11 protein-coding genes and 9 tRNA genes are annotated in these 15498 nt (G+C 45.2%); 17 read left to right on the forward strand and 3 right to left on the reverse strand.

Features of this window, described 5'->3' with window-relative positions; all coding sequences use genetic code 11:
* Nucleotides 1-220: 220 nt before the first annotated feature.
* Both argF and arcA read right to left on the reverse strand, forming a co-directional pair.
* Entirely contained in the window at nt 221-1228 is a 1008-nt protein-coding gene (argF, locus tag L4D74_RS00845; RefSeq protein ID WP_428750306.1) for an ornithine carbamoyltransferase, read from the reverse strand.
* Between the two features lie 119 nt (nt 1229-1347).
* Complete coding sequence (gene arcA, locus L4D74_RS00850) at nt 1348-2568, reverse strand: arginine deiminase (RefSeq protein ID WP_428750307.1); 1221 nt, start codon at nt 2566-2568, stop codon at nt 1348-1350.
* Nucleotides 2569-3127: 559 nt separating this feature from the next.
* Between arcA and rraB the strand changes: the two genes are divergently transcribed.
* Together rraB and L4D74_RS00860 are read left to right on the forward strand one after the other, a co-directional pair.
* Complete coding sequence (gene rraB / locus L4D74_RS00855) at nt 3128-3544, forward strand: ribonuclease E inhibitor RraB (protein WP_250615864.1); 417 nt, start codon at nt 3128-3130, stop codon at nt 3542-3544.
* A 127-nt stretch (nt 3545-3671) separates the two neighbouring features.
* Entirely contained in the window at nt 3672-4475 is an 804-nt protein-coding gene (locus L4D74_RS00860) for a glycosyl hydrolase 2 galactose-binding domain-containing protein (protein WP_428750308.1), read from the forward strand.
* Between the two features lie 88 nt (nt 4476-4563).
* On the opposite strand, the gene mutS is transcribed toward L4D74_RS00860, so the two are convergent.
* On the reverse strand, nt 4564-7122 hold the full coding sequence (gene mutS / locus L4D74_RS00865; protein WP_428750309.1) for a DNA mismatch repair protein MutS: 2559 nt from the start codon (nt 7120-7122) through the stop codon (nt 4564-4566).
* 122 nt (nt 7123-7244) lie between these two features.
* Between mutS and pncC the strand changes: the two genes are divergently transcribed.
* From pncC to L4D74_RS00940, 15 genes are all read left to right on the forward strand, one after another.
* Entirely contained in the window at nt 7245-7745 is a 501-nt protein-coding gene (gene pncC, locus L4D74_RS00870; protein ID WP_428750310.1) for a nicotinamide-nucleotide amidase, read from the forward strand.
* A gap of 148 nt (nt 7746-7893) precedes the next feature.
* On the forward strand, nt 7894-8934 hold the full coding sequence (recA, locus tag L4D74_RS00875) for a recombinase RecA (RefSeq protein ID WP_428750311.1): 1041 nt from the start codon (nt 7894-7896) through the stop codon (nt 8932-8934).
* A 235-nt stretch (nt 8935-9169) separates the two neighbouring features.
* Nucleotides 9170-11755 carry an alanine--tRNA ligase gene (gene alaS / locus L4D74_RS00880; RefSeq protein ID WP_428750312.1) on the forward strand — a complete coding sequence of 862 codons (2586 nt, stop codon included), beginning with the start codon at nt 9170-9172 and terminating at the stop codon, nt 11753-11755.
* Between the two features lie 257 nt (nt 11756-12012).
* A complete protein-coding gene (locus L4D74_RS00885) occupies nt 12013-13200 on the forward strand; it encodes an aspartate kinase (protein WP_428750313.1) in 1188 nt (395 codons plus the stop codon).
* A gap of 92 nt (nt 13201-13292) precedes the next feature.
* Nucleotides 13293-13490, forward strand: coding sequence for a carbon storage regulator CsrA (csrA, locus tag L4D74_RS00890; protein ID WP_009847619.1), 198 nt, complete (start codon nt 13293-13295; stop codon nt 13488-13490).
* A 210-nt stretch (nt 13491-13700) separates the two neighbouring features.
* A tRNA-Ser gene (locus L4D74_RS00895) sits at nt 13701-13793 on the forward strand.
* 51 nt (nt 13794-13844) lie between these two features.
* Nucleotides 13845-13921 (forward strand) — tRNA-Arg (locus L4D74_RS00900).
* A 35-nt stretch (nt 13922-13956) separates the two neighbouring features.
* A tRNA-Ser gene (locus L4D74_RS00905) sits at nt 13957-14049 on the forward strand.
* A 65-nt stretch (nt 14050-14114) separates the two neighbouring features.
* Nucleotides 14115-14191: transfer RNA gene (locus L4D74_RS00910), tRNA-Arg, on the forward strand.
* Between the two features lie 39 nt (nt 14192-14230).
* Nucleotides 14231-14307, forward strand: a tRNA-Arg gene (locus tag L4D74_RS00915).
* A gap of 63 nt (nt 14308-14370) precedes the next feature.
* Nucleotides 14371-14447 (forward strand) — tRNA-Arg (locus tag L4D74_RS00920).
* 40 nt (nt 14448-14487) lie between these two features.
* A tRNA-Arg gene (locus tag L4D74_RS00925) sits at nt 14488-14564 on the forward strand.
* A gap of 62 nt (nt 14565-14626) precedes the next feature.
* Nucleotides 14627-14703: transfer RNA gene (locus L4D74_RS00930), tRNA-Arg, on the forward strand.
* 38 nt (nt 14704-14741) lie between these two features.
* Nucleotides 14742-14818, forward strand: a tRNA-Arg gene (locus L4D74_RS00935).
* 400 nt (nt 14819-15218) lie between these two features.
* Nucleotides 15219-15476, forward strand: a complete 258-nt coding sequence (locus tag L4D74_RS00940; RefSeq protein WP_265676312.1) for an oxaloacetate decarboxylase subunit gamma — start codon at nt 15219-15221, stop codon at nt 15474-15476.
* Nucleotides 15477-15498 lie beyond the last annotated feature (22 nt).

Here is a 15498-nt window from a genome sequence, read left to right on the forward strand (position 1 = left end):
GCTTAGTATTCAATAGGAAATAATAACGGTGCGTGATAAGTAAAGAACCTATCGTGAGTTGCCACTGCATTAACGCTTAAACATGTAGTAAAGCTCAGCAATGTAATGAAACTCGGTTGCGCCATGTACTATCCCCCTGACAAATTGCCGAGGATTATACTCTTAACAACTGTGAGCGCAAGCGATTACATCAAAGGTTTAACCGTTATATTGTGACTTTTTATCCATTGCCAAGTGTCGCAACCATCACCGCTTTTATGGTGTGCATTCTATTCTCTGCTTCATCAAAGACGATAGAATGTTCGGATTCAAACACTTCATCAGTGACCTCTAAACCATTAAGACCATATTTTTCCGCAATCTCTTTGCCTATAGTCGTTTGGTCATCATGGAATGCTGGTAGGCAGTGCATAAATTTCACATCACGATTACCAGTGGATTCAAGCATGGCCATATTGACTTGGTAAGGCTTCATTTGTGCAATGCGTTCTTCCCAAGCCGAAGCAGGTTCGCCCATCGATACCCACACGTCGGTATAGAGAAAATCACAGCCTTTAACACCTTGCGCTACATTCTCCGTTAAGGTGATCGTCGCGCCTGTTTTTTCTGCGATAGCCTGGCACTCTTCGACTAACTTCTGTTCTGGCCAAAAGGCTTTTGGAGCCACTAAGCGAATATCCATACCCATTTTTGCCGCGCCCACCATAAGAGAGTTGCCCATGTTATTACGGGCATCACCAAGGTAGGCGAAGGTCATTTGATGCAGTTGTTTTCCTTTGCCATGCTCAAGCATAGTGAGAAAATCCGCTAAGATTTGTGTTGGATGGAATTCATCGGTTAAGCCATTCCAGACTGGGACACCTGCGTGTGCGCCAAGCTCTTCAACAATCTCTTGTCCAAAGCCTCGATATTCGATGCCGTCATACATTCGACCTAAGACCCGTGCCGTATCTTTCATTGACTCTTTATGGCCGATTTGAGACCCAGAAGGCCCTAGGTAAGAGACTTGTGCACCTTGGTCAAACGCCGCTACTTCAAAAGCACATCGGGTACGGGTAGAGGCTTTTTCAAAGATCAAAGCAATATTTTTTCCGACCAATTTTTTTTGTTCTGTGCCTGCGTATTTTGCCGATTTTAAAGACAGAGAAAGGTCGAGAAGGAATTGGATTTCTTTGGGCGTAAAATCTAGAAGCTTTAAAAAGTTTCTATTACGTAAGTTATAAGCCATGTGCCGTACCTAGTGAGTGAGGGTTAGCTTATTTATACATATAAATGCTTTTAAAGTGAATATTTATTTTTCTTTTAAGTTAAATAAAGCGCCAATATGGCGCTTTATTCTAGCGATGATTAGATGCCATCACGTTCTATTGGACAGCTCATACAGCGTGCGCCACCACGCCCTCGGCCTAGTTCGTTACCAGGGATAGTGAGAACCTCTATTCCTGCTTTATCATATTTTTCATTAGTATAGACGTTTCTCTCGTAACCGATGACAACGCCAGGCTTCACGGTAAGCACATTGTTTGCGTCGTTCCATTGTTCACGCTCGGCCTCATAGTTGTCACCACCAGTCGTAATGATATTCAATTTATCGACATCTAAAGCACTTTCCAATGCAGTTAAATAGTTAGGCAGTTTTTCAACTTGCATATTTCCTTCAGGAGCGGCAGTGAGTCGCCATGTATCAAGCTTGTCACTGATAATTTCTGGGTAGACAGAGAAAGTATCGACGTCCATATGTGTCATGACTGTATCAAGATGCATGCAAGAGCGATGTTTAGGAAGATCCAGAGCAATCACTTGGCTTGCTTGACCAGTTTTAAAAAGATTGGCCGCTAAGTTTTCGACACCTTGTGGAGTTGTACGCTCAGAAATTCCGACAAGTACGGCGCCATTGCCAATGACAAGAACATCGCCACCTTCAATGTTGGCATTGTCGTAGTGTAAGTCTTCATCGCCAAAGTACTTGATGAAATCTTGGCCGGCAAAAGTAGGATGCCAGCGGTAGATAGCACGCAAATGATTAGTCTCGCGTTGACGAGCTGGCTTCATCATTGGATTCAATGAGACACCACCATAAACCCAGCATGAAGTATCACGAGTAAATAGGTGATTAGGTAGAGGCTCGATAACGAAATCGAGTGGGCGGCTCATTTTTTGTAAAATTGACGTGGTTTTAATGGGGAGCTCTGAGTAAGCAAGGCCGCCAAGTAAAATCGAGGCAAGGTGCTCGTTGTCCATCTCCGCCAGGTATATTTTTAGCTCACCAGCAAAGATAGGGCCATAACGATAATCTGAGATTTGAGTTTCAAGCAGCCAAGATTTAGCTTCTGGCACTGCGAGTGTCTCTACGAGAAGGTCGTGAAGTAGTAGTACTTCGACTTCTTGGCTACGCAGTGTGTCAGCAAACGCGTCGTGTTCAACCCCAGCAGCTTCTACTGCCAGCACATCATCAAACAACAGTTCATGACAATTGGATGGTGTGAGGTGGGTAAGCGCTCTTTCCGGGCGATTTAGTAATACTCGGCGCAACTGGCCAACTTCGGACCCTACGTACAACGTGCTCATTGTGATTCCTTTCCATTTTGAATGCGCTATTTATGACAAGCTTGTTATCAAGATGCAAGTGTGGAAACTGGCGTTAGTTGCTGCAAATAGGCCAATATGCAGCAACTAATGGCTATATTTCGAATACAAAGCAGACAAATTTTCTGCTTTGGTCAACGGCGTAAGCGTTGCATTATTGCTTGAATATTCAGCAAGACCAGCGAGCAAGGCATTACTATTCATCGATTATCTGTGCATAAATACACAAAATGCTATGGTTTTTCCCTCGCTCAGTGATTAAAACCCACATGAGTGCTCTGAGGTGCGGCGAGATGATATGCAAAATGAAGTCATAATTTTTCTCTGGTGATTATGACGCTAAAACGGCGCATTACGACATGAATTGGCATGACAGGTAATGTAACAGTGAAATGTTAAATTTATGTATCTGTGATCTAGATCGATCTGCAAAAATCAACAACAGCGAAAATTTGTTGCGAAAGATCTCGCTTCGATCTTTCGATTTATAGCGACATACCGTATTATTCGTCCGATAACCTAATTTAGCTGGAGCACTTTTATGTCTCAACAAGATGAGTATCTAACCGTTGAAGAATTGATCGAAATTCAAAAGGAAGAAACTCGCGATATCATTCAAGCATTAATTGAAGATGGTAGTGATCCAGACTCTCTTTATGAGATCGAGCATCATTTTTTCGCTGAAGATTTTGAGCGTCTAGAAAAAGCGGTGGTCGAGGCGTTCAAACTGGGCTTTGAAGTACTTGAAGCTGAAGAAACAGAAGACGAAGATGGCAATAAGCTGCTTTGTTGTGATGCGACGATGGAATCAGCGTTAAACGCTGAGCAAATAGATGCTCAGGTTGAAAAGCTTGTGAACCTCGCTGAAAAGTACGACATCATCTACGATGGTTGGGGTACGTACTACGAAGGCGAAGACGCTTTATATACCGAAGAAGATGACGCTGACGAAGAGTAAGCGTCATTGATTGAAAGGCCAGCATTGCTGGCCTTTTTTGTCTCTTGTTCATGTTTTTAACAACGGTATCTTTCTAGCAACAATTTGACTATACTGCGCAAAATACGGCGTAGGTCTCATTATTACAATGAAAGTAAACATTTCAGGTTATTGGCAGCTTTCCCCGCTGACCGATCTTTCTATTCCTCAAGGGGATCTGCAATTTCCCGGTGCCCTTAGTCAAATCCTCCCAGAAACCTTGTCTGAAGCAACGATTGCTGAGCAAGAATGGCATCTGATGCATGATTTTGAGCTGACTGAGCACGACTTGTCTCATCCAGCTGTCGATCTCGTTTTTTCCGGTATTGATTACTTTGCGGAAGTAAGAGTTAACGGTGTTGCTGTTATGGATTGCGACGGCAGTGAAGTGACATACCGTAAAGAAGTGCGACCACATCTACAGCTTGGACGTAATCGCATTGAAGTGCTGTTCCTTGAGTATGATGAAGAGGATTTACTCGTCGATGAAGAGGCTGCAACGCCTCAATGTTCATTAGGAGTGACGTCGCCTGAAAATGACCCAAGAATGGGCATTTGGCATTTGCCTTACTTGCAATTTATTCCTCATGTTCGCTTAGAATACGTGGCCATGGAGCAAATTTGGCACCATGGTGGTGGTTGTGAGTTTAAGGTGGATCTTTACTACAAAACGTATCGATCAGGTCTATTGTCGGCGTCAGTAAAATTTAACGGCATGACTTACTCATTGCCCATTGACGTAAGAAAGCAGCAAGTATCTGCGTTGTTTCAAGTGGAAGCGCCTCGGTATACGGATCCTAAGCAGCCTAATAGAGATGATGTGTACCCTTTACATGTTGAGCTCGATGGGCAAGAGCAGACGTTGGATGTAGTGTTAAATCGCTCCCTTTGTGCGACGCATTGCCCACTTTGATCTTGTTTATAAGCACGTACAACTTAATGTTAAAAAAGCGACCTAATGGTCGCTTTTTCGCATGTGTAACTAGCGGTTATAGCGAGATCTACAACATATGCTTAAGGCGATAAAGAGCTTCAAGTGCTTGACGCGGAGTGAGGTCATCGGGATCAATCCCCGCTAATGCCTCTTCGACTTCGCTTGGCTCAGGGATCAGGCTAAGTTGGTTCGCCACATCTACTTGAGAAGAGGAAGGCATGGGTTTTTGTGCTAGTTGCTCTAGCTGGCTAAGTTTTTGACGCGCATTTTTGATGACCGCTTTTGGTACCCCAGCAAGCCCAGCAACAGCCAACCCATAAGATTTGCTTGCCGCACCTTCTTGAACGGCATGCATGAAGGCAATGGAATCACCATGTTCAACCGCATCTAAATGCACGTTAGCAAGGTGTGGTAATTGGTTAGGCAACTCAGTGAGTTCAAAATAGTGAGTGGCGAATAAGGTCATCGCGCCAATTTTTGAAGCCAACCACTCGGCGCTTGCCCAGGCAAGGGACAGACCGTCATAGGTGCTAGTACCGCGTCCTATCTCGTCCATTAATACCAAGCTATTTGGGGTAGCATTGTGCAAAATGTTCGCGGTTTCTGTCATCTCTACCATAAAGGTTGAGCGACCTGATGCTAAGTCATCAGAAGCGCCTATGCGAGTGAAGATACGATCAATCGATCCAATTTCAGCGCTCTCTGCTGGGACATAAGATCCAATGTGAGCCAGTAGGGCGATCAGTGCCGTTTGACGCATATAGGTGGATTTACCCCCCATATTAGGTCCGGTAATGATCAACATTTGTCGTTGTGCACTCAGTGAAATTGGGTTGGCAATAAACGGGTCGTTCATCACTTGCTCGACCACAGGGTGGCGACCAGCTTGTATACTTAATCCTACTTTTTCGCTGATGGTCGGACGGCAATAGTCTAGGCTTTCAGCGCGTTCTGCTAAATTTTGCAGTACATCGAGTTGAGACAGTGCTGATGCCAAGTTTTGAAATTGCTCAAGCTGCGGGAGCAGGAGATCAAACAGCGACTCCCAGAGCTGCTTTTCAATCGCAAGTGCTTTAGATTTCGAGCTTAAAACCTTGTCTTCGTGTTCTTTAAGCTCCGGAATAATGTAGCGCTCGGCATTTTTTAGCGTTTGGCGGCGTACGTAATGTGCTGGGACAAGGTGGCTCTGACCACGACTCACCTGAATAAAAAAACCATGGACGTTGTTATAGCCCACTTTTAAGGTGTCGATACCGTGACGTTCACGCTCATCGAGTTCCAGTTTATCTAAGTAAGCCGTTGCGCCATTGGCAAGCTCACGCCATTCATCAAGCTCAGCATGATAGCCATCAGCAATAACCCCCCCGTCGCGAATCACAACTGGTGGGTTTTCTTTAATGGCTCGCTCTAACAATTCACAGGCGTCGTTCATGGGTGCTGCAAACTGAGCGAGCTGTTGTAAATATGGGTGTGACACCGACTCTAAACTGAGGGCAAGATCAGGCAGTTGTTGCATGGCACTACGTAGGCGAGCCATGTCTCTAGGTCGAGCAGAACGCAATGCAAGGCGCGCCAATATACGTTCGATATCGCCAATCTGTTTAAGGACTGGAGCAAGTTCAGAAAATAGCGTGTCTTCTTTTAGCTCTGAGATAGCATCGAGACGATAGTTGAGTGTTTTTTGACAACGCATTGGCTGATGAATCCAACGCTTAAGCATACGACTACCCATGGCTGTTGCTGTATGATCAAGCACTTCAGCAAGAGTATTGTCGTAACCGCCAGATAGATTCTGTGTGAGCTCAAGGTTGCGTCGTGTCGCCGCATCCAAGATCACGGATTGATCTTGGCTGACAAGTGTCAATGCGCGGATATGAGGCAGTGCGGTTCGCTGAGTATCTTTGACGTATTGAATCAAACACCCTGCTGCAGATAGTCCAAGCAGACATTGTTCAACACCAAAGCCAACCAGATCTTTGGTGCCGAACTGTTGGTTGAGCTGTTGTCTGGCTGTTTCTATCTCAAATTCCCAAACAGGTCGGCGACGGTTACCGTTGCGGCTCGCCATAATATCAACTGGTTCAAAATCTTCTGGAAAGAGCAGCTCTTTAGGCGCTGTTCTTTGCAGCTCTGCAAGCATCGCTTCTTCGGTTTCTGGCTCACAAAGCTGGAATCGTCCAGAGGTGATATCTAAAGTCGCATAGCCAAATTTACCATTGTGGTGATAAATTGCGGCAATTAGATTGTCGAGTCGCTCAGAGAGTAACGCTTCGTCAGTCACTGTGCCTGGTGTTACGATCCTAACGACTCGGCGTTCTACCGGGCCTTTGCTCGTCGCAGGATCGCCCACTTGCTCACAGATAGCGACAGATTCACCTAACTGTACTAACTTTGCGAGATAGCCTTCTACGGCATGAAAGGGAACACCCGCCATTGGAATCGGCTCGCCAGCAGAGGCGCCGCGTTTGGTTAGAGAGATATCGAGTAGATGAGACGCTTTTTTTGCGTCGTCATAAAATAACTCGTAGAAATCTCCCATGCGATAAAAAAGCAATATCTCTGGGTTTTCAGCTTTTAGCTTCAGGTATTGCTGCATCATTGGCGTGTGTTTTTGTTCCGATTTCACTGTGACATCTTTGCTGCTAGTTTGGAGTGTTGTTAGGATACGTGAAACCGCCCTGAGCGGAAAGAGACATTGTTGGTAACTGTACGACCGTGATGTTTTAACGGCATTGAAGGATGGGATTTATGCACAATATTCAAGAATTAAGCGCAACCCTTGGGGAGCTGCTCCTCGATAAAAATCAGCAGCTGGTCACCGCGGAGTCCTGCACTGGTGGTGGGGTCGCGACAGCGATTACCGATATAGCAGGGAGCTCGGCGTGGTTTGACCGCGCTTTTGTGACTTACAGCAATGAAGCCAAATTTGAGATGTTGCAAGTATCGTCCGAAACGCTGCATCAAGAAGGGGCGGTGAGTGAAGCGGTTGTGACTGAAATGGCGAGAGGCGCGTTGCAGTTTTCTAATGGAACGTTAAGTATTGCAATTAGTGGTATTGCAGGACCTGGCGGTGGGACAGAAGATAAACCGGTAGGGACGGTATGTTTTGCTTGGGCATCCTCTTCTGGGTGGAGCATGACAGAGACGTGTTGTTTTAGTGGAGATCGTGCGCAAGTCAGACAACAAGCGGTGTTGCATGCTTTGCTCATCTTGTATCATTCGCTTCTAGAAGGGCTCCCTTTTAAATAAACCAATAAAATTTTCATACAGCTATGGACACTGTATGAATCAACAGTATAATAAAACCATATCGCGGTCACTTTTAATACTAACCGCTCACTTATTTTAAGAATTGCGCATAGCGTGTTATCCCTAGCGGATACTTGTGGAGAAAGTAATGGACGAGAATAAACAAAAGGCATTAGCAGCAGCACTAGGTCAGATTGAAAAACAATTTGGTAAAGGTTCTATCATGCGCCTTGGTGACAACCGTACGATGGATGTTGAAACTATCTCAACGGGTTCACTTTCTCTTGATATCGCGTTGGGAGCGGGTGGCCTGCCAATGGGACGTATCGTTGAAGTTTACGGTCCAGAATCATCAGGTAAAACCACGTTAACACTCGAACTGATTGCGGCAGCGCAACGTGCTGGTAAAACTTGTGCCTTTATCGATGCTGAACACGCGCTAGACCCTATTTATGCTAAAAAGCTAGGTGTAGATATCGATGCGTTGTTGGTTTCTCAGCCAGATACGGGTGAGCAAGCACTTGAAATTTGTGATGCACTAGCACGCTCTGGTGCGATTGATGTCATGGTTGTCGACTCCGTTGCAGCACTAACCCCAAAAGCTGAAATTGAAGGCGAAATGGGCGATAGCCACATGGGTCTGCAAGCTCGTATGTTATCTCAAGCAATGCGTAAGCTAACAGGTAACCTTAAGCAATCTAACTGTATGTGTATTTTCATCAACCAAATTCGTATGAAGATTGGTGTGATGTTTGGTAACCCAGAAACGACGACAGGTGGTAATGCACTTAAGTTTTATGCATCAGTTCGTCTTGATATCCGTCGTACAGGTTCTATCAAAGAAGGCGATGAGATTGTTGGTAACGAAACACGTATTAAGGTTGTTAAGAACAAGATTGCTGCGCCATTTAAGCAAGCTGAAACACAAATTCTGTATGGCAAAGGCTTTAACCGTGAAGGTGAGTTGATTGACTTAGGCGTGAAACATAAGTTGGTTGAAAAAGCAGGTGCATGGTACAGCTACAATGGCGATAAAATTGGTCAAGGTAAAGCAAACGCAGGTAAATATCTTCGTGAAAACCCTGAGGCTGCACTAGCGATTGATACAAAACTTCGTGAAATGTTGCTTACCCCTGCGCTACCAGAAGAGCCTGAAAAAGGCGAAGCTCCAGCAGAAGAAGAATTCTAACGCTGAGATTGTCTCATCCTAAAATAGATTGAATATTGAATGAAGCCTCGCTAATGCGGGGCTTTATTATTTTTATCGGCAAAGCCTGTGTAGCAGACATCACTTTTCTTGCCTAACATGACCGATGAAATCGCTTTGTTTCTGTCCTTTTTTATGAGAAGACTAGGCGAATGCTTATTCATGGGGTTACAATATGTCCCCAAAATCTAACTCGAATTATTTCAGGAAAAGCTGCATGTACATGAGCACAGATGAGGTTCGCAACGCGTTCCTTAAGTTCTTTGAGAGCAAAGGGCACCAAATCGTAGAAAGTTCATCATTGGTTCCTCACAATGACCCAACGTTGCTTTTCACTAACGCCGGTATGAACCAGTTCAAAGACTGCTTCTTAGGTTCAGAAAAACGCAGCTATACGCGTGCGACGACGTCACAGCGTTGTGTGCGCGCTGGTGGTAAACACAACGATCTTGAAAACGTTGGTTTTACTGCTCGTCACCATACTTTCTTCGAAATGCTGGGTAACTTCAGCTTTGGTGATTACTTCAAAGAAGATGCGATTGGCTTTGCATGGGAATTCCTGACGGAAGCATTGAAACTTCCACAAGAGCGCCTATTAGTCACTATCTACGAGACAGATGACGAAGCGTTTGAGATTTGGAATAAAAAAGTTGGCATTCCTGCTGACCGTATTATTCGTATTGGTGATAAGAAAGGCGGTAAAGCCTATGAGTCAGATAACTTCTGGCAGATGGGTGATACCGGTCCATGTGGTCCTTGTACGGAAATATTCTATGATCACGGTGAGCACATTTGGGGTGGACGCCCTGGCACGCCTGAAGAAGATGGCGACCGCTTTATCGAGATCTGGAACAACGTATTTATGCAGTTCAACCGTCATGCCGACGGTACGATGGAGCCATTACCTAAGCCGTCAGTAGATACGGGTATGGGTATTGAGCGTATCTCTGCCATCATGCAAGGGGTGCACTCCAACTATGAAATCGATGTTTTCCAAACACTAATCAAAGACGCGGCAGAGACGATTGGTTATGAAGACCTGTCTAACCAGTCGTTACGTGTAATTGCTGACCACATTCGTTCATGTTCATTCCTGATCGTTGATGGTGTGATGCCTTCAAATGAAGGTCGTGGTTACGTATTACGTCGTATTATTCGTCGCGCTGTACGTCACGGTAACAAGCTGGGTGCACAAGGTGCGTTCTTCTATAAACTTGTTGGCACTCTGGCTACGATCATGGGCACGGCTGGCGAAGAACTGAAGAAGCAGCAGGCGCTGGTTGAAAAAGTACTACGTATCGAAGAGGAAAATTTTAGCCGCACACTTGAGCGTGGCATGGTCATCCTAAATGACGCCCTGGACGCACTTGGCGACGAGAAAATCCTTGATGGCGAAACCGTGTTTAAGCTTTACGATACTTACGGCTTCCCTGCTGACTTAACCAATGATGTGGCTCGTGAACGCGAGTTTACTATTGACGAAGCTGGCTTTGAAAAAGCAATGGAAGCACAGCGCCAACGTGCTCGCGAAGCGGGTCAATTTGGTACTGATTACAATGCGACGATTAAAGTTGACACAAACACCGAGTTCTGTGGTTATAGCGCGACGCAAGGTGCTAGCACGATTGCAGCACTATTTGTTGAAGGCAACGAAGTCGACGCACTCTCTGCGGGCGATAAAGCGATTGTGATTCTTGAAGAAACGCCTTTCTACGCTGAGTCTGGTGGTCAGTGTGGTGATGCTGGTGTATTGAAAACATCGGCAGGACGCTTCAAAGTTGAAGATACTCAAAAGCTAGGTAATGCGATTGCACACCATGGCGAGCTGATTGAAGGTGTGCTTGCTAAAAATGATGATGTGGATGCGATCGTTGATGCTGAGCGTCGCGCTGCGATTACTTTGAATCACTCGGCGACCCACTTATTGCACGCGGCATTGCGTCAAGTATTAGGTGAACATGTTGCACAGAAAGGCTCTTTGGTTAAAGCCGACAGCTTGCGTTTTGACTTCTCTCATTTAGAAGCCATGACAAAAGCAGAAATTAAAGAAGTTGAACGACTTGTTAACGCGCAGGTTCGAATTAACCATAGCATTGAAACTCAAGTTATGGACATTGAATCGGCGAAGAAAAAAGGCGCGATGGCGCTCTTTGGCGAGAAATATGACGAAGAAGTTCGCGTACTTTCAATGGGTGACTTCTCAACGGAATTGTGTGGCGGTATTCACGCACAAAATACCGGTGATATTGGTCTGTTTAAGATCACGTCAGAAGGTGGTATTGCTGCCGGGATCCGTCGTATTGAAGCGGTAACGGGTGAAACAGCACTTGATGCTGTGGAAGCTCAACAGCATGCACTAGAAGCTAAACTTGCAGAGTCGGCTCAAAAGTCGAAGTCGCTTGAAAAAGAAATTCAACAACTGAAAGACAAGATGGCGGCGGCAGAAAGTGCCAATATCATGGGTAAAGTTGAAGAAATCGCAGGGACAAAAGTATTGGTCGCAGCGATTGAAGGTGCTGACAATAAAAACTTACGTACTATGGTCGATAATGCTAAGAACCAAGTGGGTAGCGGCGTTATTTTGATTGCCAACGTAGCGGATGGAAAAGTAGGTCTTATTGCTGGTGTGACAAAAGATCTTATCGGTAAAGTCAAAGCGGGTGATCTCGTTAAGATGGTAGCGGAACAGATTGGTGGTAAAGGCGGTGGCCGTCCAGATATGGCCCAAGCTGGAGGCACAGATGTTGAGGCATTGCCAGAAGCGCTTCTGTCGGTACGCGTTTGGTTAGAAGAACGCTTGTAACGATTTAAGCTCGTAATACAATGCCCAATCAATAGCTATTGATTGGGCATTGTTGCTTTAAGGTGTCTTTGATAAGCGCAGTCAATGGCAATACAAACCAATGCGTTATATTTTATGGTTCTATTACCACGCAACAGTTTATCTGTGCTTCGAATGTTTAAACCGTCGCTAGCGTCAATGACAGGTTAAGCAGACAATTGGTATAGGGCTCCTGTGGGTAAGAGACACATTACAGCTGTCTGGGATGGTGAAAACTGGTGAAAAAACCGCTAATCGTACAAAAATTTGGTGGGACTTCGGTCGGCTCTATTGAGCGTATTCAAAGTGTTGCAGAGCAAGTGATTCAAGCTAAACTAGCGGGAAATCGACTTGTGGTTGTGGTCTCTGCGATGTCAGGTGAGACAAATCGCTTAGTCGAGTTAGCAAAACAAATTGATAGTGTACCGAATGCTCGTGAGCTCGATGTCCTGCTGTCTACGGGGGAGCAGGTGTCAATGGCATTGTTAGCCATGGCCTTGAGTAAATTAGGTCACCACTCTGTCTCATTGACAGGGCATCAAGCTCAGATCCAGACAAATAATCTGCATAACCACGCCACGATTAGCGAAATAAACCCGCAAGCAATACAGAGTTACCTAGATGACGATCTCATTGTTATTGTTGCTGGTTTTCAAGGGGTTAATGCCCTTGGCGATATTACCACTTTGGGAAGGGGAGGGTCGGACACAACCGCAGTGACACTAGCGGGTGCGCTGTTGGCTGATGAGTGCCAAATCTACACTGATGTAGCCGGCATTTATACCGCTGACCCACGTATAGTAGTGAATGCGAAGTGTTTAGAGAGTATCGACTTTACCACGATGGAGGTAATGTCGAAAAGAGGGGCAAAGGTATTGCACCTGCCTTGCGTGATGTATGCTGGGGAGAATGATGTTCCTCTACGTGTTCTCTCCAGTTTTGAGTCCGGAGCCGGCACGTTGGTTAAGGGGCGAGTCCCTGCGTCAGGTATTTCAGGTGTCGCATTGCAAAAGCACTTGTTAGCAATATCGATACCCTTGCAGCAAAAGCAGCGTATTGACCAGCAAATCAAGTTATGTGGTATAGAGATTGAATGTCAGATTACCGATGACGCTGATTACATCCTAATTGCTCAGCCTGATGCGATACATCGAGTTATGGCCATGTTATCCGAGGCTGTGACAGAAAAAAGTCCAGTGGGGCTAGTGACCGTTGTGGGGGATATCTCGCCATCCTTTACCTCACAATCTCAACAACTTCTCAACTTGGCGGAAATATCTGTTCTACACTTTTGTGAAGATAAACACTCATTTACTTTCGTTATAGCCTCTGAGGCTATCGACAAAGCGGCTAACGTACTGCATGATAACTACATTATTTCCAATGACACCGTTTCAAGAGAAGAGAAATTGGCCTATTTGGGGTAAATAGTTGTTAGAAGATAGTTTACGAAAATATAACTTATGTTGGATAATGTGTTTCGTAGCAAGATAATTAGAGATTACTCAAGGAGCAAAGAATGCTGATTTTGACTCGCCGTGTTGGTGAAACATTAATGATTGGTGACGAAGTCACTGTTACTGTATTGGGTGTAAAGGGTAACCAGGTTCGCATTGGTGTTAATGCTCCTAAAGAAGTATCAGTGCACCGTGAAGAAATTTACATGCGCATTCAAGCAGAAAAGGGAAATGGTAATGTTGCACCTGGCAACTACTAATTTCTTTTAAAGAGGGCTAGCATTTTGCTGGCCTTTTTATTATCTACAATTTGCTATTATGTCTTAGACTTAGTGCGAATTTTAAACAGTGAAAATGTGCTTATGTGGCACTTTGATTAATTTGCCAACGGTTAAGCTGTTTTTTGCAATTTTTGCCAAGAAAGTGTTTGACTTATTTTTGGTAAATCGTAATATGTGCCTCCGCAAGACGGTGAGGTGGCCGAGAGGCTGAAGGCGCTCCCCTGCTAAGGGAGTATACGGTTTATAGCCGTATCGAGGGTTCGAATCCCTCCCTCACCGCCATTCTTGCACTACTTAATTTTGTGAAGGAATTCATAAAGCGAAGTAAATGATGCGCTCTTAGCTCAGCTGGATAGAGTACCTGGCTACGAACCAGGCGGTCGGAGGTTCGAATCCTCCAGAGCGCGCCACTTCCTCTTGCAAAGGAAGATTAGCAATACAAGACGGTGAGGTGGCCGAGAGGCTGAAGGCGCTCCCCTGCTAAGGGAGTATACGGTTTATAGCCGTATCGAGGGTTCGAATCCCTCCCTCACCGCCATTATTGACCTTGAGTCAATTTTTTTGTTCTCAAGACAATCTAATGTGATATGCTTCACATTCTGCGCGCTCTTAGCTCAGCTGGATAGAGTACCTGGCTACGAACCAGGCGGTCGGAGGTTCGAATCCTCCAGAGCGCGCCACAATTTGAAAATGTTTGATAGTAATATCGAGCATACTGCGCGTCCTTAGCTCAGCTGGATAGAGTACCTGGCTACGAACCAGGCGGTCGGAGGTTCGAATCCTCCAGGACGCGCCACTTTTTAGGGTCTTAGACCCTGATGCAGTTTTCTTGAAAAAGAATACGACATCAAAACCTTGTGCGCTCTTAGCTCAGCTGGATAGAGTACCTGGCTACGAACCAGGCGGTCGGAGGTTCGAATCCTCCAGAGCGCGCCACAATTTGGAAAATGTTTGGTAGCAATATTAAACATCCCGTGCGTCCTTAGCTCAGCTGGATAGAGTACCTGGCTACGAACCAGGCGGTCGGAGGTTCGAATCCTCCAGGACGCGCCACCTTTTAGGGTCTTAGATCCTGATATGGTTTTCTTGAAAAGAATACGATATTAAAACTTTGTGCGCTCTTAGCTCAGCTGGATAGAGTACCTGGCTACGAACCAGGCGGTCGGAGGTTCGAATCCTCCAGAGCGCGCCACAATTTGGAAGTGTTTGATAGTAATATTAAGCATCTGTGCGTCCTTAGCTCAGCTGGATAGAGTACCTGGCTACGAACCAGGCGGTCGGAGGTTCGAATCCTCCAGGACGCGCCACTTATTTAAAACCCTGCCTTTGGCGGGGTTTTTTATTAACAAAAAATTATCATATCACTAACCTTATTATTACAAATGGCTGTTTTTTAAAAGAAAGTTACTTGTAATTTTAAGCGTGTCTCAGTTTTAAACCCTTACTTTGTTATGTTGTTCACTCAGTATGAAGTTCTGTGTAACGTGTCTTACACGATAAATTGTCGCCTTCATCATAGTTTTTCGTTTGAATAACGTTTTAATGGCAACTCTAGATTAAACAAAATTGACAAACTTTCACCAATCGAGATAATCCTAGTCCTCTTGCAATGGAAGCAATGTAAGAACGTATGCATATCTAACCTTAGGCAATGATGCCTAGTACTTGGTTGAATGACTTGTCAGGATGACAAAGAAAGGACGCAAAATGACTAATATTGGAAGCCTGCTAGGCGATGCGGCTACCCTAATGCTAACGGGCATGTCCGTTGTATTCGTATTTCTAACTATTCTTGTTTATCTCGTTCGGTTAATGTCGAAATTGGTGCCAGAAGAAGCGCCAGAGCCGATCGCTGCCCCAAAACAAACTAAACCATCACTGTCCCCATCGAATACTGTTAGCCCGAGTGTTGTCGCTGCTATTTCTGCAGCCGTACACCAATACCGCACTTCGGCCGCAAAATAGATTAAGTTAAGATTAAAAGGAG

Origin of the sequence: Vibrio cionasavignyae (assembly GCF_050337155.1) — a bacterium.
GTDB lineage: Bacteria > Pseudomonadota > Gammaproteobacteria > Enterobacterales > Vibrionaceae > Vibrio > Vibrio nomapromontoriensis.

Bases quoted from the DNA above. Each gene is read 5' to 3' on its own strand.
- argF (WP_428750306.1), bottom strand. From the start codon at position 1,228: ATGGCTTATAACTTACGTAATAGAAACTTTTTAAAGCTTCTAGATTTT.
- arcA (WP_428750307.1), bottom strand. From the start codon at position 2,568: ATGAGCACGTTGTACGTAGGGTCCGAAGTTGGCCAGTTGCGCCGAGTA.
- rraB (WP_250615864.1), top strand. From the start codon at position 3,128: ATGTCTCAACAAGATGAGTATCTAACCGTTGAAGAATTGATCGAAATT.
- L4D74_RS00860 (WP_428750308.1), top strand. From the start codon at position 3,672: ATGAAAGTAAACATTTCAGGTTATTGGCAGCTTTCCCCGCTGACCGAT.
- pncC (WP_428750310.1), top strand. From the start codon at position 7,245: ATGCACAATATTCAAGAATTAAGCGCAACCCTTGGGGAGCTGCTCCTC.
- recA (WP_428750311.1), top strand. From the start codon at position 7,894: ATGGACGAGAATAAACAAAAGGCATTAGCAGCAGCACTAGGTCAGATT.
- alaS (WP_428750312.1), top strand. From the start codon at position 9,170: ATGTACATGAGCACAGATGAGGTTCGCAACGCGTTCCTTAAGTTCTTT.
- csrA (WP_009847619.1), top strand. From the start codon at position 13,293: ATGCTGATTTTGACTCGCCGTGTTGGTGAAACATTAATGATTGGTGAC.
- L4D74_RS00940 (WP_265676312.1), top strand. From the start codon at position 15,219: ATGACTAATATTGGAAGCCTGCTAGGCGATGCGGCTACCCTAATGCTA.